A 24,070-nucleotide genomic window follows, 5' to 3' on the forward strand; every position below is an offset into this window, starting at 1 on the left:
CGAAGATGTGCCAGAGTTGCCACGTCCAGGCTTCGAGCACGTACCGTACGGCGAAACAGACGGGACAGCCGGGACACCGGGAAGGGGCAGCTGGGTTGACCACGCACGCACCGCAGGCGACGCAGTCCGTCACGCTGCCTGCCTCGCTGGACGAGGCCGTGGCGGCACTCGGCGCCATGCCCGCCGCCGTCCCCGTGGCAGGCGGCACGGACCTGATGGCGGCCGTCAACAAGGGGCTCCTGCGCCCCTCCGGACTGGTCGGCCTCGGCCGGATCAGCGAGCTCCGCGGCTGGCACTACCAGGACGGCCACGCCCTGCTGGGCGCCGGTCTCACCCACGCACGCATGGGGCGCCCCGACTTCGCCGCCCTCATCCCCGCGCTCGCCGCGTCCGCGCGCGCGGCCGGGCCGCCGCAGATCCGCAACGCCGGAACGCTCGGCGGCAACATCGCGACCGCCGCACCGACCGGCGACGCGCTACCGGTGCTCGCCGCTCTGGAGGCCGAGCTCGTCATCGCGGGCCCCGGCGGTGCACGCCGTGAGATCCCGGTCTCGCACCTGCTGGCGGGCCGCGAGATGCTGGAGCCCGCCGAGCTGATCGGCTTCGTCCGCGTCCCTCTGCTGCACGCCCCGCAGGTCTTCCTCAAGGCGACCGGACGCACCGGCCCCGGCCGTGCCACCGCATCCGTCGCGATCGTGCTCGACCCGGCCAGGCGCGGAGTGCGCTGCGCGGTCGGCGCCATCGCGCCCATGCCGTTGCGACCGCTCGAGGCCGAGCGCTGGATCGCCTCACTGATCGACTGGGACGGCGAACGCGGCCTGGCCCCCGACGCGCTGGCCGCCTTCGGCGAGTACGTCGCCGCGGCCTGCATCCCGGACCAGGCACCACCCGCCGACGGGGGTCAGGCGCCACCGCTGCCCCCCGCCGTACTGCACCTGCGGCGCACCGTCGCCGCGCTGGCCCGACGCGCGCTGGGGAGGGCACTGTCATGAGCAACGAGGACCACGCCGACCGGCGCGGGGGCTGGGAGCCGACCCCGCAGGGCGGCGAGTACGACGCCGAGGCCACCGCCTTCGTCCACCTGCCGCCCGAGGACCTGGCGAACGTGCCGCTGGCCGCACCCGGCCAGGGGTACGTGCCGCCGATGATCCTTCCGCTGACCCCCGCGGCCGGTCTCGACCCGGCGGCCACCGGCAGCTGGGTCGTCCAGACGCCGGACCAGCAGGACCAGCAGGGCTCCGGTGCGGAGCCCTCGCCCGCCGCGGTGCACTGGCCGGACCCGAACCAGCAGCAGACGCCGTACGGATACCCGCAGCCAGGTCCGCAGGCGCCCCAGGAGTACCCGGAGCAGGAGTACCCGGAGCAGTACACCGGGACCCCGGCCGCCACCGGCCAGTGGGACTTCGCCGAATCCGGCGGCCCCACCGAGGCGTCCGGTCACACCGGGCAGTGGACGATCCCGGTCGCCGACGGCGAGCTCCCGGAGGAGTCCGGCGAGTTCTCCGCCTCCGCGCTCGCGGCCGGCTGGTACGCGGACCGCACCCCGCCGGCCACGCTGCCGGGCGGTGCGCCCGCGCCGTGGGCGACGCAGGAGCCGCAGCCCGGCTCCGGGGACACCCCCGCGCTGGGGACGGACCTCGGCCCGCTGCCGGAGCCCGCGGCCGAGGCGCCGGGCGACGACCCCGTGGCCGAGCCCGGCCCGGACCCGGTCGCCGACGACGTCGCGGCCGATTCCCCGGGGACGCCGGACGCGCCCGAGGACGCGCAGCAGACCGTCCCGGACCCGCCCGAGGCGGCAGCCCCGGACGAGGAGGTCCCGGACGACGCGGCTCCGGACGACGCGGCAGTCGCCGAGGCCCCGCCCGCCCTGCCCAGCGAACACCCGGCCGCCTCCTACGTGCTGCATGTGAACGGCGCCGACCGGCCCGTCACCGACGCCTGGATCGGCGAGTCGCTGCTCTACGTACTGCGCGAGCGCCTCGGCCTCGCCGGTGCCAAGGACGGTTGCTCACAGGGCGAGTGCGGCGCCTGCAACGTCCAGGTGGACGGCCGTCTCGTCGCCTCCTGCCTGGTCCCCGCGGCCACGGCGGCGGGCAGCGAGGTCCGTACGGTCGAGGGCCTGGCCGTCGACGGCGAGCCGTCCGACGTCCAGCGCGCCCTGGCGGACTGCGGCGCCGTCCAGTGCGGCTTCTGCATCCCCGGCATGGCCATGACCGTGCACGACCTGCTGGAGGGCAACCACGCCCCCAGCGAGCTGGAGACCCGCCAGGCGCTCTGCGGCAACCTCTGCCGCTGCTCCGGCTACCGCGGCGTGCTCGACGCCGTGAACGAGGTCATCGCGGGCCGGGAGGCCGCCACCGAAGCGGCCTCGGCACCCGCACAGGAATCCGCGGAGCCGGACGAGGCCCGCATCCCGCACCAGGCGGCGCCGGGCGCGGGTAGTGTGCAGGCCCATCTGCAGGACGGAGGCATGGCGTGACCAACGACGCGGCCACCGCGACGGGCGCCACCCACACGGCGATCAGCATCCCGTCGCTGGACGGCCCGAACGGCCCCGGCACTGAGCAGCCGCTGCTCGGCCTCGGCGCCTCCCTGCCGCCCGCCGACGCCCGCGCCAAGACCGAGGGCACCTTCCCGTACGCCGCCGACCTGTGGGCCGAGGGACTGCTCTGGGCGGCCGTGCTCCGCTCCCCGCACCCGCACGCCCGCATCCTGTCCATCGACACCACGGGCGCGATCGGGATGCCCGGCGTGCGCGCGGTCGTCACCCACGAGGACGTCCCCGGCGAGAAGTCCTACGGCCGCCGCGTCGTCGACCGCCCCGTCTTCGCGTCCGACCTGGTCCGCCACCACGGCGAGCCGATCGCCGCGGTCGCCGCCGACCACCCGGACACCGCCCGGCTGGCCGCTGCCGCGATCACCGTCGAGTACGAGGTGCTGGAACCGGTCACCGACCCGGAGAAGGCCTTCGCCGCCGAGCCGCTGCACCCCGACGGCAACCTGATCCGCCACATCCCGCTGCGCTACGGCGACCCGGAGATCACCGGCGAGGTCGTCGTCGAGGGGCTGTACCGCATCGGCCGTCAGGACCCGGCACCGATCGGCGCCGAGGCCGGGCTCGCCGTGCCCCGCCCCGACGGCGGCGTGGAGATCTACACCGCCTCCACCGACCCGCACACCGACCGGGACCTCGCCGCCGCCTGCTTCGGCCTCGAACCGGACCGCGTGAAGGTCGTCGTCACCGGGGTGCCCGGCGCCACCGGCGACCGCGAGGACCCCGGCTTCCAGCTCCCGCTCGGCCTGCTCGCCCTGCGCACCGGCTGCCCCGTCAAACTGGCCGCCACCCGCGAGGAGTCCTTCCTCGGCCACGCGCACCGCCACCCCACGCTGCTCCGCTACCGCCACCACGCGGACGCCGAGGGCCGCCTGGTCAAGGTCGAGGCCCAGATCCTCCTGGACGCCGGGGCCTACGCCGACGCCTCCTCGGAGTCCCTGGCCGCCGCGGTCGCCTTCGCCTGCGGTCCGTACGTCGTGCCGCACGCCTTCATCGAGGGCTGGGCCGTCCGCACGAACAACCCCCCGTCAGGCCATGTGCGGGGCGAGGGGGCGATGCAGGTCTGCGCCGCCTACGAGGGCCAGATGGACAAGCTGGCGGCCAAGCTCGGCATCGAACCTGCCGAACTGCGCATGCGCAACGTCCTGTCCACCGGCGACATCCTGCCCACCGGACAGACCGTCACCTGCCCCGCCCCGGTCGCGGAGCTCCTGCGTTCCGTACGGGACTTCCCGCTCCCCTCGCTGCCCAAGGACTCCCCGGAGGACGACTGGCTGCTGCCCGGCGGCCCCGAGGGCGCGGGTGAACCCGGCGCGGTACGGCGCGGGGTCGGTTACGCACTCGGCATGGTCCACATGCTCGGAGCCGAGGGAACCGACGAGGTCTCCACGGCCACGGTCCGCGTCCACGACGGAGTCGCCACCGTCATCTGCGCCGCGGTCGAGACGGGGCAGGGCTTCACCACACTGGCCCGCCAGGTCGTGCAGGAGACGCTCGGCATCGAAGAGGTGCACGTCGCGTCCGTCGACACCGATCAGCCCCCCGCGGGTCCGGCGACGCACGGCCGCCACACCTGGGTCTCCGCCGGAGCGGTCGAACGCGCGGCGAAGATGGTCCGCACCCAGCTGCTCCAGCCGCTGGCCCACAAGTTCGGCATGTCCACCGAACTGCTCCAGATCGCCGACGGCAAGATCACCTCGTACGACGGGGTGCTCTCCACGACCGTGACCGAGGCGATGGACGGCAAGGAACTCTGGGCCACCGCCCAGTGCCGCCCCCACCCCACCGAACCGCTCGACGAGTCCGGCCAGGGCGACGCCTTCGTCGGCCTCGCGTTCTGCGCGATCCGCGCGGTGGTGGACGTCGACATCGAGCTCGGCTCGATCAGGGTCGTGGAGATGGCCGTCGCCCAGGACGTCGGCCGGGTCCTCAACCCGTCCCAGCTGGCGACCCGGATCGAGGCGGGCGTCACGCAGGGCATCGGGGCCGCTCTGACGGAGAACCTCCGCAGCGCACGCGGCATCGTCCGCCACCCCGACCTGACCGGCTACGCCCTGCCCACGGCACTCGACGCCCCGGACATCCGCATCGTCAAGCTCGTCGAGGAACGCGACGTGGTGGCCCCCTTCGGCGCCAAGCCCGCCTCGGCGATCCCGGTGGTGACCTCGCCGGCCGCGGTGGCCGCGGCGGTCCGCTCGGCCACCGGCCGCCCGGTCAACCGGCTCCCGATCAGGCCGCAGGCAGCCGTCGCCGCTCCCAAGTCCTGACCCCGGCCCGGCGCGGTGACGGAGGACATGGCCGCGCCGGGCCGGTCGAGGCCACCATGGGTGGATGCACCCTTCTGAAGCGGACCGCCCCGACACCGGGCCCACCCTGGCGCAGCTCCTCGCGCTGATCGCGGCCGGGACGCTCGATGTCGTCGCGGCACCGCGCGGCACCGGCGTGCGCGTGTCCGACGTGGTGCTGCACGACCCGGGCGAGGAGAGGGACGAAGAGACGTGGGCGGCCACCGGGCTGGTCCTGCTGGCCGTCGGTGTCGATGCCGCCTCCCCCGAAGCGGTCGACGTGCTGCGCGCCGCGGATCGCGCCGGAGCGGCGGCCGTGGTGATGCGCCGTGGCAGCCGGGGGCCCGGGGCGGCCCTGCTGGAGGCGGTGGAGCGCGGACGTACGGCGTTGCTGACCCGGCGGCCGGGGCAAGGCTGGACCGAGGTGCTCGGCCGGTTGCGGACGGCACTGGTGCACAGCTACCCGGACCGGTCCGCGGGCGGGGTGGACGGCTTGCGGCTGGGCGATCTGCCGGGCCTGGCCAACACCGTGGCCGACCTCGTCGGCGGCGCCATCACGATCGAGGACCCGCAGTCACGGGTGCTGGCCTACTCGCGCATGGACCACGAGCCCGATCCGATGCGCAGGCTCACGATCCTCGGCCAGGAGGTGCCGCGCTGGCGGGTCCTCGAACTGCGGGAGAGCGGCTTCTTCCAGGCCCTGTGGAACACCGATGACGTAGTGCGGCTGCCCGCCGACGACCGGTACGCCGAGCGGCTGGCCGTCGCGGTGCGGCACGGATCCGAGGTGCTCGGCTCGATCTGGGCCGCCGCCGACGGGCGGCCGCTGGCCGAGGACGCGGTGGCGGCGCTGCGGACGGCGGGCCGCGCCGCGGTTCCGCATCTGTCGCACCACCGGACGTGGGGCCGGGCCGCGGCCCGGGACCGCGAAAGCGCGGTGCACGCACTCCTGGCGGGCAGCGCACCGGCGGCACACGAGATCGGGATCGTGCGGGGCCGGGCGTACGCCGTGATGGTGGCGGAGGCGTACGACGGCCGGGAGCCCTCGCCGGGGGACGTCGGCCAACGGGTGCTCGACGTCCTCGCGCTCCAGGCCGCCGCCTACCGTCCGGGGTGTGTGACCGCGCGGTCGGGGCAGCGGCTGTACGCCCTGGTGCCGGCCGAGGACGGGGAGGCCGATCCCGCGCGCGCACTGCTGGCGACGGCCCGAGGGGTGCCGCGCGGCGTGGTCTTCGCAGGCGCCGGCCCCGTGGTGGCGGACCTGGCGGAGCTGCCCGGCTCGCGTGACGCCGCGGAACTGGTGGTACGGGTGCTGAGGGAGCGGGCCGCGCGCCTGCCCGCCGGCGGGACCGGGTCGGCGGTGGCGTCCTACGCGGAGGTGGCGGCCGAGGCGTCGGTGCTGCGGCTGCTCGACCGGGTGGAGCCGCTGTGGGCGGCCATGACCGGCCCGGTGCACGCGATGACCGAGCACGACCGGGCGCACGGCTCGCGATACGGCGACTCGGTCGCCGCGTACATCGACGCCTTCGGTGACACGGCCGCTGCCGCACGGCGTCTCCATGTGCACCCCAACACGCTGCGGTACCGGCTGCGCCGCGCCGGGGAGCTGTTCGGCGTCGACCTGGCCGATCCGGCCGTGCGGCTCCTGGCGGACGTGGGGCTGCGCCTGGGCCGGCGTGACGGGTGAGGTGGCGGCGGCGTCGGGTGATCCCTTTCATGATCATTAAGTTGTGGCGTCGGACAGGGGAAACGGCCAGGCACGGTCGCCACCGACGAAGACATGCCGGGCTCCGCACCCCGAAGCTGGGCACAACGGCCCGTGGCTCCACCAGCGCGGCGCATGAGCGGGCCCATCACGGAGGAGTGTGGTTCAGGTGACATCCGGTTCGGTCCCCCGGCGCAGGCGCGCCCGCGAGGCAGCCCTGGCCCGTGCCGTCGAGGACGGCCTGCTCGGCCCCGGCTCGCCCTTGGTCGGCCTCCTCGACGTCGACGGCGTGCTCGCCGCTGTGGCCGCTCTGAACGAGGCGTTCGAGGGACCGGCCACGGTCCACCACACGTTCGCGGCCAAGGCCTGCGGACTGGTGCCGGTACTGAGGCTGCTCGCCGAGGCGGGCATGGGCTGCGAGGTCGCCTCGCCCGGCGAGCTCGAACAGGCGCTCGCCGCCGGCTTCGGTCCCGAACAGCTGGTCTTCGACAGCCCCGCGAAGACGGTCGAGGAGCTGGAGTTCGCGCTGGAGCACGGCATCGCGATCAACCTGGACAACTTCCAGGAGCTGGAGCGCGTCGACCGCCTGCTGGCCGGCCGCGAACCGTCCGGCCCCATCGGGCTACGGGTGAACCCCCAGGTCGGCGCCGGCGCCATCGGGGCGATGAGCACCGCGACCGCGACGTCCAAGTTCGGTGTCGCGCTGCGCGACCCGGGGGCCGTGGACGCGGTCATCGACGCCTTCACCCGGCGCCCCTGGCTCGACCGCCTGCACGCGCACGTCGGCTCGCAGGGCTGCCCGCTGCCGCTGATCGCGCAGGGCGTCAGGGCCGCGTACGACCTCGCGGAGCGGATCAACGACCGGCTCGGTCACGCACAGATCACCGGCCTGGACATCGGCGGCGGCCTGCCCGTCAACTTCGCCGACGAGGACGACCGCCCCACCTACGCCGACTACGTCGCCGAACTGCGCGACGCCGCCCCCGGCCTCTTCGACGGCCGCTACACCCTCGTCACCGAGTTCGGCCGCTCGCTGCTCGCGAAGAGCGGCACCATCGGCTCGGTCGTCGAGTACACCAAGTCGTCCGGCGGCCGGCACATCGCGGTCACCCACGCCGGAGCCCAGGTGGCCACCCGCACCGTGTTCATGCCGGACGCCTGGCCCCTGCGCGTCGGCGTGTTCGACGCCGCGGGCCACCCCAAGGAGGGCCCGCTCCAGGTCGTGGACATCGCGGGGCCGTGCTGCTTCGCCGGCGACCTGACCGCGACCGCCCGCGAACTCCCGGCCATCGATCCCGGCGACGTGGTGGCGCTGTACGACACCGGGGCGTACTACTTCTCGTCGCACTTCTCGTACAACTCCCTGCCCAGGCCCGCCGTGTACGGCTATCGCACGGATTCCGCCGGGCAGGTCCGCCTCGCCCTCGTCCGCGAGGCCCAGAGCGTGCGCGAAGTGGTCGAGGAGAGCGGCCTCTCGCACGCGGACGCCCTGGTGGCGCTGTGTGCGGGCCCCCAGGAGCCGGACGCGGTGTCCACCGCCTTGACCCCCGCCGGACGCCGGACCGCCCGCCCCCGCTGAGCAGGGACGGGCGGGTACGGAGACCGTGACCGGATTCGAACCGGTGTAACTCGAGTTGCAGTCGAGCCCCTGAGCCTCTCGGGCACACGGTCGTGCGCTGGTGCGACATCCTGAAGGTAGGCCGGTGGCGGCCGGGCGTACAAGGGCGCGGCCCGCCGCGCAACGCGACTGCCACACGGCGTTCACGATCGCCGACGGCCGGCGTTATGCGGACCTACGACCAAGGGACGAGAACCGGAGGGACCCACGACAGGTCCCATCCCGAATTTCGGCCCTTACCCTTGGGCTCATGACCGCCCTGGAACCGCGTGACGCCGATGTCTCGCCCCGCCCCGAAGACATCGACACCACCCGGGGGACAGCCGCTGTCCCGACGCCGGAAGGCGTCCTGGGGCGGACCTACCGGGCGCTCAGCGTCGGCATCGTCTCCGTCGTGTTCCTGATCGCCTTCGAGGCGACCGCCGTGGGGACCGCGATGCCGGTCGCCGCCCGTGAACTGCACGGCATCCCGCTGTACGCGTTCGCCTTCTCGGCGTACTTCACCACCAGCCTCTTCGCCATGGTGCTGTCGGGCCAGTGGGCCGACCGGCGGGGGCCGCTCGCGCCGCTCGCCGCGGGGATCAGCGCCTTCGGGGCGGGGCTGCTGCTGTCCGGGACGGCGGGCAGCATGTGGATGTTCATCGCGGGCCGGGCCGTGCAGGGGCTCGGCGGCGGGCTGGTGATCGTCGCGTTGTACGTGGTGATCAGCCGGGCCTACCCGGAGCACCTGCGGCCGGCGATCCTGGCCGCGTTCGCGGCGAGCTGGGTGATCCCGTCCGTCGTGGGGCCGCTGGCCTCCGGAAGCGTGACCGAGCACCTGGGCTGGCGCTGGGTCTTCGTCGGCATCCCGGTCCTGGTGGTCTTCCCGCTGGTGCTCGCGCTGCCCGCGATCCGGCGGATGGCCTCCGGGCCCGCGGACCCGGAGGCGCCGGTGGAGCCGTACGACCGCCGGCGCATCGCGCTCGCGCTGGGCATCTCGCTGGGCGCTGGTCTGCTCCAGTACGCCGGGCAGGAGCGGAATTGGTTCTCCCTGCTGCCCGCCGCCGCCGGGGTGGCCCTGCTCGTCCCCGCGATCCGCGGCCTGCTGCCCCCGGGCACCGGCCGCGCGGCGCGGGGGCTGCCGTCGGTGGTGCTGCTGCGCGGGGTGGCGGCCGGGTCCTTCATCGCCGCCGAGTCGTTCGTCCCGCTGATGCTGGTCACCCAGCGGGGGATGTCCCCGACGATGGCGGGCCTCTCGCTCGCCGCCGGTGGCGGGACGTGGGCGCTGGGCTCGTACGTACAGTCCCGGCCGCGCCTGGAGCCCCACCGCGAGCGGCTGATGGTGGGGGGCATGGTGATGGTCGCCGCGGCGATCGCGGCGGCTCCGGCCGTGCTGATCGACGGGGTGCCGGTCTGGACGGTCGCCGTGGCCTGGGCCTTCGGCTGCTTCGGCATGGGCATGGTGATCGCCTCGACGAGCGTGCTGCTGCTGAAGCTGTCCGCGCCCGAGGAGGCGGGGGCCAACTCCGCGGCCCTGCAGATCTCCGACGGCCTCTCCAACGTCCTGCTGCTCGCCGCGGGCGGGGCGGCGTTCGCGGCGCTCGGCGGGGGAGCGGTGGGGGCCGTGCACGAAGCGGTGGAGGCCGGCGCGTCGGGCTCGCACCCCGGGGCGTTCGCGGTGGTGTTCCTGCCGATGGCGGGGGTGGCGCTGGTGGGGGCGTGGGTGGCTACGCGGGTACGGAGCGCGAAGTAGTACCAAGGTGACCCCTCTAATGGTACCGTTTCGGTATGGCAATGAACCTGCGTATGCGCGAAGACCAGCAAGAGGCGCTGAAGCTCCGGGCCGAAGAGGAGGGGCGGAGCATGCACGCCATAGTGCTTCAGGCGATCGACCGGTATCTGGAGGTCGAAGCGGACCGGGAGTCCGTGAAGCGGCTCGGAGCCAAGTACGCGGCGGGTCACGCCGACCTGCTGCGCCGGCTGGGGGAGTAGGTGAAGTATCTGACAGTCCAGGAAGTTCTGGACCTGGCGGAGCTGGCCTGTGCGGGGCAACAGGTCGCCGTACGCGACCTGGGCCTGCTGAGCTCGGCGGTACACCGCCCCCAGTCGGCCATGTTCGGCGTCGAGGCCTACACGGATCTCTTCCAGAAGGCTGCGGCGCTGCTGCAGTCGCTTGCGGTGAACCATCCTCTTGTGGATGGCAACAAGCGCATGGCCTGGATGTCCACAGTCGTGTTTCTCGACTTCAACGGGACCGAAATGCTCGACGTCGACCAGGACGAGGCGTACAAGCTCGTCATCGAGGTGGCGATGGGCAGTCTCGAGGACGTGGACCGGATCGCCGACCGCTTGCGGGCTTTGCGCGACGCCATGTGACCCCGGTCTCGCAGGGTCACGCGCCGGTGTCGTTCATACGTGGGTCCGGCCGGGGCACCGGTAAGGTGGCCCGGTTGTCGTATCGCGCAGGGGCCCGTCCCGGTCCGTGCGGACAGCACCACACGTACCCGAGAGACCCGAACCGGAGACCGTGACTACTACCGCCTCCCACCACCTCTCACCCGCCTTTCCCGGCCGCGCCCCCTGGGGCACGGCCGGCAAGCTGCGAGCCTGGCAGCAGGGCGCCCTCGAGAGGTACATCCAGGAGCAGCCGCGCGACTTCCTCGCCGTCGCGACCCCCGGCGCCGGGAAGACCACCTTCGCGCTGACCCTCGCCTCATGGCTGCTCCACCACCACGTCGTGCAGCAGATCACCGTCGTCGCGCCCACCGAGCACCTGAAGAAGCAGTGGGCGGAGGCGGCCGCCCGGATAGGGATCAAGCTCGACCCCGAGTACAGCGCGGGCCCCGTGAGCAAGGAGTACCACGGGGTCGCGGTCACGTACGCGGGCGTCGGTGTCCGTCCGATGCTGCACCGCAACCGGTGCGAGCAGCGCAAGACGCTCGTGATCCTCGACGAGATCCACCACGCCGGTGACTCCAAGTCCTGGGGCGAGGCCTGCCAGGAGGCGTTCGACCCGGCGACCCGCCGGCTCGCCCTCACCGGCACGCCGTTCCGCTCGGACACCAACCCGATCCCCTTCGTCGCGTACGAGGAGGGCAACGACGGCATCCGCCGGTCCTCGGCCGACTACACCTACGGCTACGGCAACGCCCTCGCCGACGGCGTCGTCCGCCCGGTCATCTTCCTCAGCTACAGCGGCAACATGCGCTGGCGCACCAAGGCCGGTGACGAGATCGCCGCGCGGCTCGGCGAGCCGATGACCAAGGACGCCATCGGGCAGGCCTGGCGCACCGCGCTCTCGCCCACCGGCGACTGGATCCCCAACGTCCTCAGCGCCGCCGACAAGCGGCTCACCGAGGTCCGCAAGGGCATCCCGGACGCGGGCGGGCTCGTCATCGCCACCGACCAGGAGTCGGCGCGCGAGTACGCCAAGATCCTCAAGAAGGTGACCGGCGAGAAGCCCACCGTCGTCCTCTCCGACGAGAAGGCCGCGTCGAAGAAGATCGACGCGTTCACCGAGGACGGATCACGCTGGATGGTCGCGGTCCGCATGGTGTCGGAGGGCGTCGACGTGCCGCGCCTGGCCGTCGGCGTGTACGCCACCACCATCTCGACACCGCTCTTCTTCGCCCAGGCGGTCGGCCGCTTCGTGCGCTCGCGCAGGCGCGGCGAGACCGCGTCCGTCTTCGTCCCCACCATCCCGATGCTCCTCGACTTCGCCAACGAGATGGAGGTCGAGCGGGACCACGTCCTCGACAAGCCCAAGAAGGGCAGCGACGAGGAGAACCCGTTCTCCGAGGAGGACAAGCTCCTCGCCGACGCGGAGAAGCTGGAGGACGAGGAGACCGAGGAGCAGCTGCCGTTCGAGGCGCTGGAGTCCGACGCGGTCTTCGACCGGGTGCTGTACGACGGTGCCGAGTTCGGCATGCAGGCGCACCCGGGCAGTGAGGAGGAGCAGGACTACCTCGGCATCCCGGGGCTGCTCGAACCCGACCAGGTACAGCTGCTGCTCCAGAAGCGGCAGACCCGGCAGATCGCGCACAGCAGGCAGAAGCCGGCATCGGAGGCCGACCTGCTGGAGAAGCCGGCCGAGGACCGGCCGGTGGTCACGCACAAGCAGTTGCTGGGCCTGCGCAAGCAGCTGAACACCATGGTGTCCGCCTACACCCACCAGAGCGGCAAGCCGCACGGCGTCATCCACACCGAGCTGCGCCGGGTGTGCGGCGGACCGCCGAGCGCGGAGGCCACGGCCGGGCAGATCGAGCAGCGGATCAAGAAGGTCCAGGAGTGGGCCACCCGCATGACGTGAGCCACAGGGGCGCCGCACGCACCGGCCCGGAGCGGGGACAGCCGTCCTCGCCCCGGGCCGGCGTCATGCGCGGGCCGCTACCAGACGAACGGAGCGGACTGGGCGGACGTCGCCACGCAGTACACGGTGGCGGACGTCGGGGACGAGGTCACGATCTTCAGCGACCAGTTGGTGGCGGTCGCGGGAGCGGACAGCACCACGGAATTGGTGCTGTTGCCGGCCGCCAGCGTCCCGGAGCTGAGCTTCAGCGGCCCCAGGGTGATCGGGTTGGGGTAACTCATGCCCGGGTTGGCCTTGGCGGAGAACTGGACCTGGCTGGTGACTCCGCCCGCGGTCTTGGAGACCTTGAGCGTCGTCGTGATGCTGTTCGGGTCGGCGCTGGAGCCCGCCGGCATCGTGATCGCCGAGGAAGTCAGCTTGACGGTCTTGGTGGTGCCGTTGTCGGCGGCGGTCAGGGTGGCGCTGCCGCTGCCCCAGGAGCCGCAGTCGAAGGTGGCGGTCGCCGTGGTCGGACTCACCGCGAACGAGGTCGGCGACGACAGGGCGAGCAGGGCGCCGGCCGAACACACCGCGGCCAGTGCCGGCGGTAAGTGTCTTCGGATGGGCTTACGGGTCGAAGAGATCGACATGACGGGTGGAACTCCTTCCGGTTCGAATTTCGCAGATGCGACGTCCAGTGCACGTGATGCATTCGGTGTACGTACGGATCTGCGTGCCGGGCCCGGCATGTCGGGTGCAGTGAAACGGTGATCTTCAAAGAAGTCAACAGGTGTGCGGAAAACGCCTGGGGAAATGCTTTTCGGGCATTTCGGAAAGGATCAATCGGCCTTCTCTTGACTTCTCTGCACGTGCCCTCCTCAATGTGCGCAATCAATGGTCCATGAAAGGGTGTCAGGTGATCCGACGACGAAGACCCGGCGTGACCGGTCTGCTCGCGGCCTGCTTCGTACTGTCCCTGGGCTGCGCGGGCGCCGCGGCCTCACCCGTCCCGCCCGGCAGTGCGTCGGGCGCGGCCGGGACCGTGACGCCGACCGTCCACTGCACCCTGCCCGCGGGCCAGGGCGAGGCGACCGGACCGCAGGACATGACCGTCGAACTGTCGCCCGCCGTCGTCGAACCGGGCGGCAAGGTGCACGCCAGGGTGACACTGGGCCCGTCCCCGGCCACCAGCGGCCTGGCCCTCGACGACGTCCCGACCATCCCCAGCCTGGACCTCGCGATGTCCGGCGGGGCCACCGGGACCGTCACCGTGCGGGGCCCGGAGATCACCATGGACATCCCGGCCGGGGTGCCCATCGAGATCCCCGCGTACGAAGGCGACTTCCTCGTCCCGGTGGGCGCCTCGGGCGAGATCACGTTCGCCCCGGTCCGTACGCTGACGCAGACCAAGGTGCTCGGATCGGTCTTCGAGACGCCCTGCGACATCGTCGGCGGCGGCGGGTCCGTCGGAACGGTCACCGCGGAGGGCTCGGCTTCGGAGCCCGCCACGCTGACCGCCCCCGCCGACCCGGTACGGCCGCACACCGAGGTGAAGCTGGGCGGCTCGGGATGGACGCCGGACGCCTCACCCGTACCGTCGCTGTGCGCGGTGGGCGGAGGCGGCTGCGACCCGCTGAAGTTCATCGCCCACACCCTGAGGATCGACTCCTACGGCACGCTCACCGGCACCGCGACCCTCGGTGAGGCCGGAGCGGTGCCCGACGGCCGCTACGAGGTGAAGGTCAACGACGGTGCGAAGGAGGCCACCGCCCCCCTCACCGTCGAAGCCGTCGCGGCCGGCGACCGGGAGATGGCACTGTCGGCGGACAGCGGCCCGGTAGGCAGCGTGATCACCGTCAGCGGCCGGAACTACAACCCGGACCGCTGGATCAACGTCATCGGCCTCGATGCGGCGGGCAGCACGCTCGACGACAGCGCGGTCTACGTCAAGAGCGGCACGGACGGCACCTTCGCCGTCGAATTCACCGTCATCTCCGACGCCGTCGCCGCCGTGCAGGCGGACGAGGGGAACGACCCGGCGACCGTACGCACCGTCCCGTTCACCGTCACCACCGGTGGCGGCGGGGGCGGCAGCACGGCCGAGCAGCAGCTGAGCACCCAGGTCAGGGCCGGAACGCTCTCCATGACCCAGGACGGTGACACCGTCGACTTCGGTACGACGGTCCTGGGCGAGGACGGCGGTGCGCAGAGGGCCCACCTCAACCGGGTGGAGGTGCGGGACGCCCGCGGCGTCAACAGCGGCTGGTCCCTGACCGCCACCCTCACCCCGTTCACGAGCGCCGACGGCGACACCATCCCGGCCGCCGCGGTGCGGTGGGCGCCGGCCTGCACGGCACAGGACGGGAGCGTGGGGGCGCCGGTCGCCGGATCGCCCACCGTGCTCGGGAGCGAGGCGGCGAGCCTCTGCCGGATGAATCCGGACGGATCACATCCGTTCACCGGCGGGAAGTTCGACGCCGAGGCGGGGCTCGCCCTCACCGTTCCCGAATTCACCCGGCCCGGAGATTACAGCGCCACCCTGACCCTGACCCTGCTGTAAAGGGTCGCCAGGGAAAGCAGTGACGACGCCCGTCTGTTCCGTACGGCAATGGAGCAGGCGGGCGTCCTCCATTTCGCATTCGGATGATTCACATTCCATTTCCTTTGGAGGAGCCGCATGTTCGCGCATCGCAGACCCGCCGGAAGACCGGGCCGCTCGGCGTGGCGCCGCGCCGTCGCCCTCGGCGCCGGAGCCGCGCTCGCCTGGACCGGGGGAACCGTCGCGCTCGCCCCCCTCGCCCACGCCGGCACCGTCACCCCGACCGTCCACTGCACCCTGCCCGCCGGCCAGGGCGAGGCGACCGGTCCACAGGAGTTCAGCATCGAGCTGACGCCCGACGTCGTCGATCCGGGCGGCAAGGTCCACGCCAGGGTGACGCTCGGCCCGTCCCCCGCCACCAGCGGACTCAGCCTCAACGACGTGCCCACCACCCCGAGCGTCGACCTCGCCATGTCCGGCGGCGCCACCGGGACCGTCACCGTCACCGGGCCCGAGGTCCCACTCGACATCCCTTCCGGGCAGCCGATCGAGATCCCGCCGTACGAGGGCGACTTCCTCCTGCCCACCACCGCGAGCGGGCCGATCACCTTCACCCCGCTGCGCAACCTCACCCGCACCAAGGTGCTCGGCTCCACCTACGAGACCGCGTGCGTCGTCACCGCGGGCGGCGGTTCCGTCGGCACCGTGACGGCGGAGGGCAGCGCCGGGCAGCCGGCCACCCTCATAGCCCCCACCGCACCCGCCCGGCCGTCCACGTCCGTCGCCCTGTCGGGCAGCCGCTGGACCCCGGGCGCCACTCCCGTACCGTCCCTCTGCGCGACGGACGGAGGCGGCTGCGACGCCGGGAAGTTCGCGAGCAACTCCCTCGCGATCAGCGGTTCGGGCCAGCTGACAGGCAGTGCCGTGCTCGCCGCGGCGAGCACGGTGCCGGACGGCTCGTACCTCGTGAAGGTCGGCGACGGTACGAAGGAGGCGACCGCGCCCCTGACCGTCCGGGCCTTCGTCCCCGACGGACCCCGTGCCATCGCCCTGTCCCGCGGCAGCGGGCCGGTCGGCAGCGTGATCACCGTCACCGGCAGCGACTACTACCAGGACCGGTGGATCAACACCGTGGGCCTCGACGCGACCGGAGCGACGCTGGACGACACGGCCGTCTACGTGAAGAGCCGGTCCGACGGCACGTTCGCCGTCGACTTCACCGTCTCGGACCCGGCGATCACCTCGATCCAGGTCGACGAGGCCAACGACCCGGCGACCGTGCTGACCACACCGTTCACCGTCACCGAGGCCACCGCCACGCTCTCCGCGGGCGCGGCCAAGGTCAAACCCGGCGGGACGATCAGCGTCTCCGGTGACGGCTGGCCCTCCGGCGCCACCCCCGCCGCCGCCCTGTGCGCGATCGACGGCAGCGGCTGCAACGCCGCCGGCATCAGCGGCTCCACCCTGCGGATCGCCACCGACGGCAGCCTGGCCGGTACGGTCACCGCCGCCGCATCCACCGCCCGCGGCGTCTACGCGCTCCAGGTCACCGCAGGCGGATCGCAGGCTCTCACCCAGCTGACCGTCGCCCCGACGTTCGTCGTCCTCACCCCGGATGCCGGACCGAAGGGCACCGCGGTCACCGTGCTCGGCCAGGGCTTCGCCAAGGTGGCGACCGTGTCCATCGTCGGGCTGCGGGCGGACGGTTCGAAGACCTCCGACCCGGCGCGCACCAAGGTGGTCGGCCTCGACGGGGCGTTCTCGCAGACCTTCACCGTCAACGCGGCCGACACCGTCGCCCTCCGGGTCCGCGAAGTCCTCGTCAACCCGCGCACGGAGACGGCCGCCTTCACCGTCCAGGACGGCACCGCCCCGGCCGGTCCCTCCTTCGCGCTCTCGCCGCCCGAGGGCCCGCCCGGCACGGTGGTCCAGGTGACCGGCCGCGGCTTCGCCCCCGTCGCCACGGTCTCCGTCACCGGACGCACCGCGGACGGGAAGCAGACCTCCGACTCCTACGTCACCCGGGTCATCGGACTCGACGGCACCTTCGCCCTCAACTTCACCGTCCGGGACCCGGCGACGAAGGCGATCAGGGCCTGCGAGGTGCTCGTGAACGGAAAAACTGTGCAGCAATTGTTCACGGTGAGTTAACGCCGGTTCACATCCGGTGTACGGAGCGTCGCGGGGGAGTCGGCCGACATGGACGCGCGTAGATGCGCGCCGTTCGGCTGACGCCCCGCTGACCGGCACTTATGTGATTCCGACGCAAGCACGTTTTCTTGAGCGCCCGGATTCTGGACGAGGTCTTCCGCTGAGCGGACTGGCTCGCTACTGTCCCAAAAATGTGAACGCCCCGTGGCAGTGCCGCCGCGGAGCGCAGCCGGTGCCTTGGCCAGGCCGGCGGCCTCTCCGTGCGTCGCCGCTGGGACCGGTGGCGCACAATCCGTGGGAACAGCCGCCGCCGCTCACCGAAGAGGAGAGGGCGTCGTGACCGCGGAGACCTCCCAGACGCTCGACCGGGGACTGCGTGTCCTCAAATTGCTCGCCGACACCGACCACGGCCTGACGGTCACCGAGTTGTCCAACAAACTCGGCGTCAACCGCACCGTGGTCTACCGTCTGCTCGCCACCCTGGAACAGCACACCCTGATACGCCGTGACCTCGGCGGCCGGGCGCGCGTCGGGCTGGGCGTGCTGCGCCTGGGCCGCCAGGTCCACCCGCTCGTCCGGGAGGCCGCGCTGCCCGCGCTGCGCTCGCTGGCCGAGGACATCGGGGCCACCGCGCACCTCACGCTGGTCGACGGCACGGACGCGCTCGCGGTCGCGGTCGTCGAACCGACCTGGACGGACTACCACGTGGCCTACCGGGCCGGTTTCCGCCACCCGCTCGACCGGGGGGCCGCGGGCCGGGCGATCCTCGCCGCCCGGGCGAAGCCGGTGGGCGAGACGGCGTTCACGCTCACCCACGGAGAGCTCGAGGCGGGGGCGAGCGGGGCCGCGGCCGCGCTGATGGGGGTGACGGGCGTCGAAGGCAGCGTCGGCGTGGTAATGCTCGCGGACGCGGTTCCGGAACGGGTGGGACCGCGGGTGATCGACGCGGCGCGCGAGGTCGCGGACGCGCTTCGCTGACGCGGGGTTCCGGGGTGCGGGCTTTTGTCCTCAATCGCCGGACGGGCTTGTTTGTGCGGGTGCCCCGCGGGGCGCTGTGTCCGGTGGGTGGGGGTCCGGGGTCCCTCCGGGGCGTCTCCTCAGACGACGAACGTTCCGCGGGTACGCGATGGACCCGGGTCGGTGTTCGTCGTCCTGCGGGGACTCCCCTGCACGCCCCCGGACCCGGCTGCCCTGCGTCTGCGGCGGTTGATTCGCCGGGGTGCAGACGCGAGTGATGCCGGGTGGGGACGTGCAGGGCAGTCCCCGCAGAAAATGGCGTACGACCCGGGTACAAGTGCGTCGTCGGGTGCACACGCCATTTTTGAGGAGTCTGCCCGGAGGGGCACCACCCCCACCCACCGGACACAGCGCCCCGCGGGGCACCCGCACACAAGCCCGTCCGGCGATTGAGGACGGAACCCCGCACCACGCGAACCCCGGAGCCCACCTATCGGGCCACCGGTTAGATTGGGCGGGTGTTCACACGTCGCTCGCGCCCCCGCACCCTCGCCCTGTGCGCCGTTCCCGTCCTCGCCCTCTTCGGCGTCGCCGCGTTCGCGCCGCTGCCGTTCACGCTGGCGCAGCCGGGCACGACGGCGAACGTGCTCGGCGAGGACCACGGCACCCCCGTGATCAGCATCGAGGGCACCCCGACCCGGCCCACCAAGGGCCAGCTTCGGATGACGACGATCGTGGCCACCGGGCCGACCGCCGACGTCGGGATCGGTGACGTGATCGACAGCTGGTTCCGTACGGACCGGGCGGTCATGCCGCGCGACTCCGTCTATCCGTCCGGCGGCTCCGAGAAGGAGATCGAGAAGCACAACCTCGACGACATGGCGCAGTCGCAGGACTCCGCGGTCGACGCCGCGCTGAACTACCTGGGCAAGAAGCCCGGCTCGGTCGACGTGACCCTGCATCTCGCCGACGTCGGTGGTCCCAGTGCCGGCCTGTTCTTCGCGCTCGGCATCGTGGACAAGCTCGACGGCGACGGATCCGGCGGTGATCTCACCGGTGGCCGCACCGTCGCGGGCACGGGCACCATCGAGGCGGACGGTGATGTCGGCGCGGTCGGCGGTGTCTCGCTCAAGACCCAGGCGGCCCGGCGGGACGGGGCGAGCGTCTTCCTCGTACCGAAGGCCGAGTGCAAGGAGGCGAAGTCCGAACTGCCGAAGGGGCTCCGGCTGATCCCGGTCACGACCCTGAAGGGCGCGGTGGACTCGCTGCGGGCGCTGGATCACGGCGGGAAGATCCCGGGCTGCTGACCCCGGGGCCGTGAGCCGTTACGCGGTGCGCGGGACCAGGGCGGTCCGGTCCGGCAGGACGCGCAGGCCCAGTTCGACCATGGTCCAGCCGAGCCGTGTGCGCAGGTCCTTGCGCAGGGCGGCGGGGCGCCGCGCGAGGCGGTAGGCGTCCGCCCGGTCGCGGAGCTCGGTGGAGCGGATGCGGTGGAGCTGAAGGTGCGTCTCGGGATGCATGGCGGGTGGTCCCTTCAGTCGGTGGGGCGCGGAAAGACGTGCAGGTGGGTGCGGACGACGGCGGATCCCTCGGTGTCCTCGGGGACGCGTCCGCGGTAGCTGTTGACCAGTTCGTGGACCTTGTCGGCGAGTTCCCGGGAGAGCTCGGGCGTGAGCCGCACCTTGAAGTCGCTGAGATCCGAGCCCTCGTACCACTCCCGGGGCCACTCGTGCATCGTGCCGAGCCAGGTGTTCAGCTCCTGCGCGTGCATGGTCGCGACCTCGTGGAGCACGACGCCCATGGCGCCCCGTACCTCGGGATCGGGGTCGTAGAGGAACTCGGGGTCGAAGGAGGCGCCGGCATGGACGGCCCGCCACCAGCGCTCGCGTCCCTTGCCGAGCGACGGGTCGTCCTCGACGAAGCCGTACGCGGCCAGCTGGCGCAGGTGGTAGCTGGTGGCGCCGCTCGACTCGTCCAGCCGGTCGGCGAGGCCCGAGGCGGTCGCGGGTCCGAACTCGCGCAGCGAGCTGAGCAGCCGCAGACGCAGCGGATGGGCGAGGCCCCGCAGGGAGCGGGCGTCGATGCTGAGGACCTTCGGATCCGGTGCGGTGGCGGCGCTGTCGTCGCCCTCTGTCGTTGGCATGCCCCAACCATAGAGTTGCAAAGACAGCTTTGCAACAAGGCTTTGCAACATCTTCTTTGTAAGTCGGAGGGCTCTTCTCACCCCTCCTTGATGAACCCCTCCTCGATCAGCCACTCCTTCGCCACCTCGTGCGGGTCCTCCCCGTCGACGTCCACCTTGGCGTTCAGCTCCTGCGCGACCTCGGTGGTGAGCCGCGCGCTGAGCGGATTCAACAGATCGGCGATCACGGGGTACTTGTCGAACGTCGCCGTGTGGACGACGGGCGCCGCGTTGTAGTTGGGGAAGAAGTGCTTGTTGTCCGCCAGCACGTCCAGGTTCATCGCCTTGATGCGCCCGTCCGTGGTGAACACCTCACCCAGCAGGCAGGAGTTGGACTTCGACACCTGGGTGTAGATGATGCCGGCGTCCATCTTCTTGATGTTGGCGGCCGGGATCGACATCCCGTAGGCCTTCTCCATGCCGGGCAGCCCGTCGTCGCGCGAGGCGAACTCGTTCTCCACGCAGATCGTCACCGCCGACGGGTTCTTCTTCGACAGCGCGGCGACGTCGGAGAGTGTCTTCAGGTGGTACTTCGCGTTGTTCTTCTTGCTGATGGCGAGCGCGTAGGTGTTGTTGAGGGTGGACGGCCGCAGCCACGTCACCCCGTTCTTCAGGTCCGCGTCGCGCACCGCCTTCCACTGTTCCAGAGGGTCGGCGATCGGCTTCGCGTGGCCGAGGTAGGTGATCCAGCCTGTGCCGGTGTACTCGTACTCCGCGTCGGCGTCGCCCTGGATGACCGCCTCGCGCGCGCTGATCGAGCTGGGCAGATTCGTCCGGTCCAGGACCTCCGCCCCCGAGGCCTTGAAGATCAGACCGATCATCTGGCCCAGGATGATGTTCTCGCTGAAGTTCTTCGAGGTGACGGTCAGCGAGGCGCCGTCCAGAGGCTGCGCCTGCCCGACCGACCCCGGCACCACGTCGTCCACCATCGGCGAACCGCTCTTCAGGCCGCACCCCGCCAGTGCGAGGGCCAGAGCGCCCGCGCCCGCCAGGACCGTACGCACGCGTCGGGTCCTCATCGCTCCACCTCCAGTCCCCGCGGCGTGAGTGCCAGCTCGACCAGTGAGGCCAGCCAGTCCACCAGCAGGGCCAGCACCACCGTCAGCACGGAACCGAGGACCAGTACGGGCATGCGCTGCGTCTGGATGCCGGACGTGATCAGGTCGCCGAGACCGCCCCCGCCGCCGAACGTCGCCAGGGTCGCCGTGCCCACGTTCAGCACCAGCGCCGTCCGTACGCCGGCCAGGATCAGCGGGACGGCGAGGGGGAGTTCGACCTTCCTCAGCGTCCCCACCCCCGACATGCCGATGCCGCGCGATGCCTCCACCAGCGTCGGCTCGATCGCCTTCAGACCGGCCACCGTGTTGGACAGCACCGGCAGCACCGCGTAGATCACCATGCCGGTGATCGCCGTCGAGGGTCCGATGCCCAGCCAGATCACCAGCAGCGCCAGCAGCCCGATCGCCGGTGTCGCCTGCCCGATGTTGGCGATCGCGGTGACCACCGGAGCGGCCTTGCTCAGACCGCGGCGGGTCAGCGCGATGCCGAGCGGAATGGCGATGATCAGTACCCAGAACGTCGAGATGGCCGTCAGCCTGACGTGCTGCCACCACCGCAGCTGGACCGTGTCACCGGCCAGGGAGTTCTCCGCGATGGAGTCGAGGTCGACGTTCGTGATCCATACGTACGTGATGACGAGCACCACCGCGAGCGCCGCGGGAACGATCACCAGCTTGCGCCAGGTGAGGCGGCGCGGCGGTGCGGCCGGTGGCGGGGCCGGTTCCTCCTCCTCGTCGTGGAAGGCGAGCCCCTTGACGTCGTGTTCGCCGGGCGGACGGTCCCGGTCGGGCACGGGGGCCCGGTCGGACGAGCCGCGGCCGGGCGTGGATGAGGGGGTCATGCGCCCGCACCGCCCTCCAGCTCCTGGGCGGTCTGGTGGGTGCGCAGCTCCTCCAGGTCGTGCTGATGCTCGATGGCTGCGAGCCGGTCGGCCTCCAGGAGTTCGTGCACCGAGTTCATCAGGGTCTGCATGTCGACGACGCCGATGAACTCACCTCGGCGCCCGGTCACCGCGACCCGCCCGCCGCTGTCGGTCAGTACGGCTTCCAGCGCGTCGTGGAGCGTCGCGTCCCTGGTCACCGTGTCGTGCACCAGCTGCCCGGCCCGTGCCAGCGAACCGCGGGCCCGCATCAGGTCGCCGCGCCGCAGCCACTTGTACGGGCGGTTCCTGCGGTCCAGCATCAGCAGCTCGTTGTGCGACCCGTCACGGAGCTTGTTGAAGATCGACTGGAGCGGGTCGTCCACCGTCACGGTCGGGAAGTCGGCGATCTCCACCTCGCGCACCCGGGTGAGGTTGAGCCGCTTCAGTGCCGCGCCGGCCCCGACGAAGCCGGAGACGAAGTCGTCCGTCGGGTTGGTGAGGATGGCCTCCGGGGTGTCGAACTGCGCGATGTGCGAGTGCTCGCGCAGCACGGCGATCCGGTCGCCCAGCTTGATCGCCTCGTCGAAGTCGTGCGTGACGAAGACGATCGTCTTGTGGAGTTCGTGCTGGAGCCGGATCAGCTCGTCCTGGAGGTGGTCGCGGGTGATCGGGTCCACCGCGCCGAACGGTTCGTCCATCAGCAGCACCGGCGGATCGGCGGCCAGCGCCCTCGCCACGCCGACGCGTTGCTGCTGCCCGCCGGAGAGCGCACGCGGATAGCGGCCGTGGAACTCGCGCGGGTCGAGACCCACCAGGTCGAGCATCTCCTCGACGCGGTCCTTCACCTTCGACTTCGACCAGCCCACCATCTTCGGTACGAGGGCGATGTTCTCGGCGACCGTCATGTGCGGGAAGAGCCCGGACGACTGGATGGCGTAACCGATCTTCCGGCGCAGCTTCACCGGGTCGATGTCGGTGACGTCCTCGTCGCCGATCCTGATCCGTCCGGAGGACGGCTCGATCAGCCGGTTGATCATCTTCAGGGTGGTCGACTTCCCGCAGCCGGACGGGCCCACGAAGATGACGGTCTCGCCGGCCTTGATGTCCATCGAGACGTTGTCCACGGCCGGGCTGGGGTTGCCCGGGTAGACCTTGGTCAGGTCCTCCAGCTGGATGGTGGCGCCGGAGGTGGCGTTGACGGCCGGTTCAGGCTCGGCCGGTGCCGTGGTCTCAGACACGGATTCCCCTCGGGATGGTGAGCCGCCCCAGCAGGACGTACGCGGCGTCGAAGAGCAGGGCGAGAATGACGATGCCGAGCGTGCCCGCGAGCACCGAGTTGATGGCGTTGGCGCTGCCCAGGGAGGCGATGCCGCGGAAGATCTCGTTGCCGAGACCGGGACCGGAGGCGTAGGCGGCGATGGCGGCGATGCCCATCAGCATCTGGGTGGAGACCCGGATGCCGGTGAGGATCGGCGGCCAGGCGAGCGGCAGCTCCACCTTGCGGAGCCGGGTGATCCTGGACATCCCGATGCCCTTCGCCGCGTCCACGAGCGAGGGGTCGACGCCGCGCAGGCCGACGATGGCGTTACGGACGATGGGCAGCAGCCCGTACAGCGTCAGCGTGATCACCGTCGGTGCCACCCCGAGCCCGACCAGCGGGATCAGCAGACCGATCGCGGCGAGGGACGGAATGGTCAGGACGGTCGCGGTCGACGTGATCGCCACCGAGGAGCCCCAGCCGCTGCGATAGCTGACCACCCCGATCAGGACGCCGAGCACGGTGGCGATCACCATGCACTGGAAGACGGCGCTGGCGTGCTGGTACGCGTCGGTGAGCAACTGCTGGTGGCGGTTCCCGAGGTACTCCCAGAAGCTCACACGTCACTCCTCG

Annotated in this window: 20 protein-coding genes and 1 tRNA gene; 13 read left to right on the plus strand and 8 right to left on the minus strand. The window is 71.9% G+C overall.

The features are described from left to right. Nucleotides 1-95: 95 nt before the first annotated feature. The 5 genes from ABZ434_RS11460 to ABZ434_RS11480 all read left to right on the plus strand — a co-directional run bounded on the left by ABZ434_RS11460 (nt 96) and on the right by ABZ434_RS11480 (nt 8,123). Nucleotides 96-992 carry an FAD binding domain-containing protein gene (locus ABZ434_RS11460; protein WP_359134314.1) on the plus strand — a complete coding sequence of 299 codons (897 nt, stop codon included), beginning with the start codon at nt 96-98 and terminating at the stop codon, nt 990-992. Continuing rightward, complete coding sequence (locus tag ABZ434_RS11465; RefSeq protein ID WP_359134316.1) at nt 989-2,479, plus strand: 2Fe-2S iron-sulfur cluster-binding protein; 1,491 nt, start codon at nt 989-991, stop codon at nt 2,477-2,479. Before ABZ434_RS11460 ends, ABZ434_RS11465 begins: the two co-directional genes overlap by 4 nt. Further along, complete coding sequence (locus tag ABZ434_RS11470) at nt 2,476-4,821, plus strand: molybdopterin cofactor-binding domain-containing protein (protein ID WP_359134318.1); 2,346 nt, start codon at nt 2,476-2,478, stop codon at nt 4,819-4,821. The genes ABZ434_RS11465 and ABZ434_RS11470 overlap by 4 nt, the downstream gene beginning before the upstream one ends. A 64-nt stretch (nt 4,822-4,885) precedes the next feature. Then, the gene (locus ABZ434_RS11475) at nt 4,886-6,526 is read left to right on the plus strand and encodes a helix-turn-helix domain-containing protein (RefSeq protein ID WP_359134320.1); all 1,641 of its coding nucleotides are present in this window, start codon (nt 4,886-4,888) and stop codon (nt 6,524-6,526) included. A 187-nt stretch (nt 6,527-6,713) separates the two neighbouring features. Then, entirely contained in the window at nt 6,714-8,123 is a 1,410-nt protein-coding gene (locus ABZ434_RS11480) for a diaminopimelate decarboxylase (protein WP_359134322.1), read from the plus strand. Nucleotides 8,124-8,143: 20 nt separating this feature from the next. On the opposite strand, the gene ABZ434_RS11485 is transcribed toward ABZ434_RS11480, so the two are convergent. Beyond that, a tRNA-Cys gene (locus tag ABZ434_RS11485) sits at nt 8,144-8,215 on the minus strand. 197 nt (nt 8,216-8,412) lie between these two features. Here ABZ434_RS11485 and ABZ434_RS11490 point away from each other — a divergent pair. The 4 genes from ABZ434_RS11490 (at nt 8,413) to ABZ434_RS11505 (ending at nt 12,450) form a co-directional block, all read left to right on the plus strand. Next, nucleotides 8,413-9,894 carry an MFS transporter gene (locus tag ABZ434_RS11490; protein WP_359134324.1) on the plus strand — a complete coding sequence of 494 codons (1,482 nt, stop codon included), beginning with the start codon at nt 8,413-8,415 and terminating at the stop codon, nt 9,892-9,894. A 35-nt stretch (nt 9,895-9,929) separates the two neighbouring features. Next, nucleotides 9,930-10,133, plus strand: coding sequence for an Arc family DNA-binding protein (locus ABZ434_RS11495; protein ID WP_327337113.1), 204 nt, complete (start codon nt 9,930-9,932; stop codon nt 10,131-10,133). Continuing rightward, nucleotides 10,134-10,517 carry a type II toxin-antitoxin system death-on-curing family toxin gene (locus ABZ434_RS11500; protein ID WP_359134326.1) on the plus strand — a complete coding sequence of 128 codons (384 nt, stop codon included), beginning with the start codon at nt 10,134-10,136 and terminating at the stop codon, nt 10,515-10,517. It abuts the gene before it with no gap. A gap of 151 nt (nt 10,518-10,668) precedes the next feature. Further along, on the plus strand, nt 10,669-12,450 hold the full coding sequence (locus ABZ434_RS11505; RefSeq protein WP_148018909.1) for a DEAD/DEAH box helicase: 1,782 nt from the start codon (nt 10,669-10,671) through the stop codon (nt 12,448-12,450). A gap of 77 nt (nt 12,451-12,527) precedes the next feature. On the opposite strand, the gene ABZ434_RS11510 is transcribed toward ABZ434_RS11505, so the two are convergent. Continuing rightward, on the minus strand, nt 12,528-13,079 hold the full coding sequence (locus ABZ434_RS11510; RefSeq protein WP_359134328.1) for a hypothetical protein: 552 nt from the start codon (nt 13,077-13,079) through the stop codon (nt 12,528-12,530). Nucleotides 13,080-13,369: 290 nt separating this feature from the next. Between ABZ434_RS11510 and ABZ434_RS11515 the strand changes: the two genes are divergently transcribed. From ABZ434_RS11515 to ABZ434_RS11530, 4 genes are all read left to right on the plus strand, one after another. Next, complete coding sequence (locus tag ABZ434_RS11515; RefSeq protein WP_359134330.1) at nt 13,370-14,989, plus strand: WxL domain-containing protein; 1,620 nt, start codon at nt 13,370-13,372, stop codon at nt 14,987-14,989. 117 nt (nt 14,990-15,106) lie between these two features. Continuing rightward, entirely contained in the window at nt 15,107-17,119 is a 2,013-nt protein-coding gene (locus ABZ434_RS11520; protein WP_359134332.1) for a hypothetical protein, read from the plus strand. Between the two features lie 336 nt (nt 17,120-17,455). Next, nucleotides 17,456-18,097 carry a helix-turn-helix domain-containing protein gene (locus ABZ434_RS11525; protein ID WP_359134334.1) on the plus strand — a complete coding sequence of 214 codons (642 nt, stop codon included), beginning with the start codon at nt 17,456-17,458 and terminating at the stop codon, nt 18,095-18,097. A gap of 497 nt (nt 18,098-18,594) precedes the next feature. Continuing rightward, on the plus strand, nt 18,595-19,383 hold the full coding sequence (locus ABZ434_RS11530; RefSeq protein WP_359134336.1) for a S16 family serine protease: 789 nt from the start codon (nt 18,595-18,597) through the stop codon (nt 19,381-19,383). Between the two features lie 18 nt (nt 19,384-19,401). Here the strand turns inward: ABZ434_RS11530 and ABZ434_RS11535 are convergent, their stop codons facing one another. The 6 genes from ABZ434_RS11535 to ABZ434_RS11560 form a co-directional block, all read right to left on the minus strand. After that, entirely contained in the window at nt 19,402-19,596 is a 195-nt protein-coding gene (locus ABZ434_RS11535; protein ID WP_359134338.1) for a hypothetical protein, read from the minus strand. A gap of 14 nt (nt 19,597-19,610) precedes the next feature. After that, nucleotides 19,611-20,219 (minus strand): winged helix-turn-helix domain-containing protein, encoded by a 609-nt coding sequence (locus ABZ434_RS11540; RefSeq protein WP_359134340.1) that lies wholly within the window; start codon nt 20,217-20,219, stop codon nt 19,611-19,613. Between the two features lie 77 nt (nt 20,220-20,296). Continuing rightward, nucleotides 20,297-21,277, minus strand: a complete 981-nt coding sequence (locus ABZ434_RS11545; protein ID WP_359134342.1) for a glycine betaine ABC transporter substrate-binding protein — start codon at nt 21,275-21,277, stop codon at nt 20,297-20,299. Next, on the minus strand, nt 21,274-22,158 hold the full coding sequence (locus ABZ434_RS11550; RefSeq protein WP_359134344.1) for an ABC transporter permease: 885 nt from the start codon (nt 22,156-22,158) through the stop codon (nt 21,274-21,276). Before ABZ434_RS11550 ends, ABZ434_RS11545 begins: the two co-directional genes overlap by 4 nt. Then, entirely contained in the window at nt 22,155-23,417 is a 1,263-nt protein-coding gene (locus tag ABZ434_RS11555; protein WP_359134346.1) for a betaine/proline/choline family ABC transporter ATP-binding protein, read from the minus strand. Before ABZ434_RS11555 ends, ABZ434_RS11550 begins: the two co-directional genes overlap by 4 nt. Further along, nucleotides 23,410-24,057 (minus strand): ABC transporter permease, encoded by a 648-nt coding sequence (locus ABZ434_RS11560; protein ID WP_359134348.1) that lies wholly within the window; start codon nt 24,055-24,057, stop codon nt 23,410-23,412. Before ABZ434_RS11560 ends, ABZ434_RS11555 begins: the two co-directional genes overlap by 8 nt. Nucleotides 24,058-24,070: the final 13 nt, after the last annotated feature.

The sequence above is a fragment of the Streptomyces sp. NPDC005761 genome, assembly GCF_040630635.1.
GTDB lineage: Bacteria > Actinomycetota > Actinomycetes > Streptomycetales > Streptomycetaceae > Streptomyces.

What these genes read in the sequence shown, in the direction of transcription:
- ABZ434_RS11475 (WP_359134320.1), top strand. Translation starts at nt 4,886, where the DNA reads ATGCACCCTTCTGAAGCGGACCGCCCCGACACCGGGCCCACCCTGGCG.
- ABZ434_RS11495 (WP_327337113.1), top strand. Translation starts at nt 9,930, where the DNA reads ATGGCAATGAACCTGCGTATGCGCGAAGACCAGCAAGAGGCGCTGAAG.
- ABZ434_RS11520 (WP_359134332.1), top strand. Translation starts at nt 15,107, where the DNA reads ATGTTCGCGCATCGCAGACCCGCCGGAAGACCGGGCCGCTCGGCGTGG.
- ABZ434_RS11490 (WP_359134324.1), top strand. Translation starts at nt 8,413, where the DNA reads ATGACCGCCCTGGAACCGCGTGACGCCGATGTCTCGCCCCGCCCCGAA.
- ABZ434_RS11545 (WP_359134342.1), bottom strand. Translation starts at nt 21,277, where the DNA reads ATGAGGACCCGACGCGTGCGTACGGTCCTGGCGGGCGCGGGCGCTCTG.
- ABZ434_RS11510 (WP_359134328.1), bottom strand. Translation starts at nt 13,079, where the DNA reads ATGTCGATCTCTTCGACCCGTAAGCCCATCCGAAGACACTTACCGCCG.
- ABZ434_RS11550 (WP_359134344.1), bottom strand. Translation starts at nt 22,158, where the DNA reads ATGACCCCCTCATCCACGCCCGGCCGCGGCTCGTCCGACCGGGCCCCC.
- ABZ434_RS11465 (WP_359134316.1), top strand. Translation starts at nt 989, where the DNA reads ATGAGCAACGAGGACCACGCCGACCGGCGCGGGGGCTGGGAGCCGACC.
- ABZ434_RS11535 (WP_359134338.1), bottom strand. Translation starts at nt 19,596, where the DNA reads ATGCATCCCGAGACGCACCTTCAGCTCCACCGCATCCGCTCCACCGAG.
- ABZ434_RS11540 (WP_359134340.1), bottom strand. Translation starts at nt 20,219, where the DNA reads ATGCCAACGACAGAGGGCGACGACAGCGCCGCCACCGCACCGGATCCG.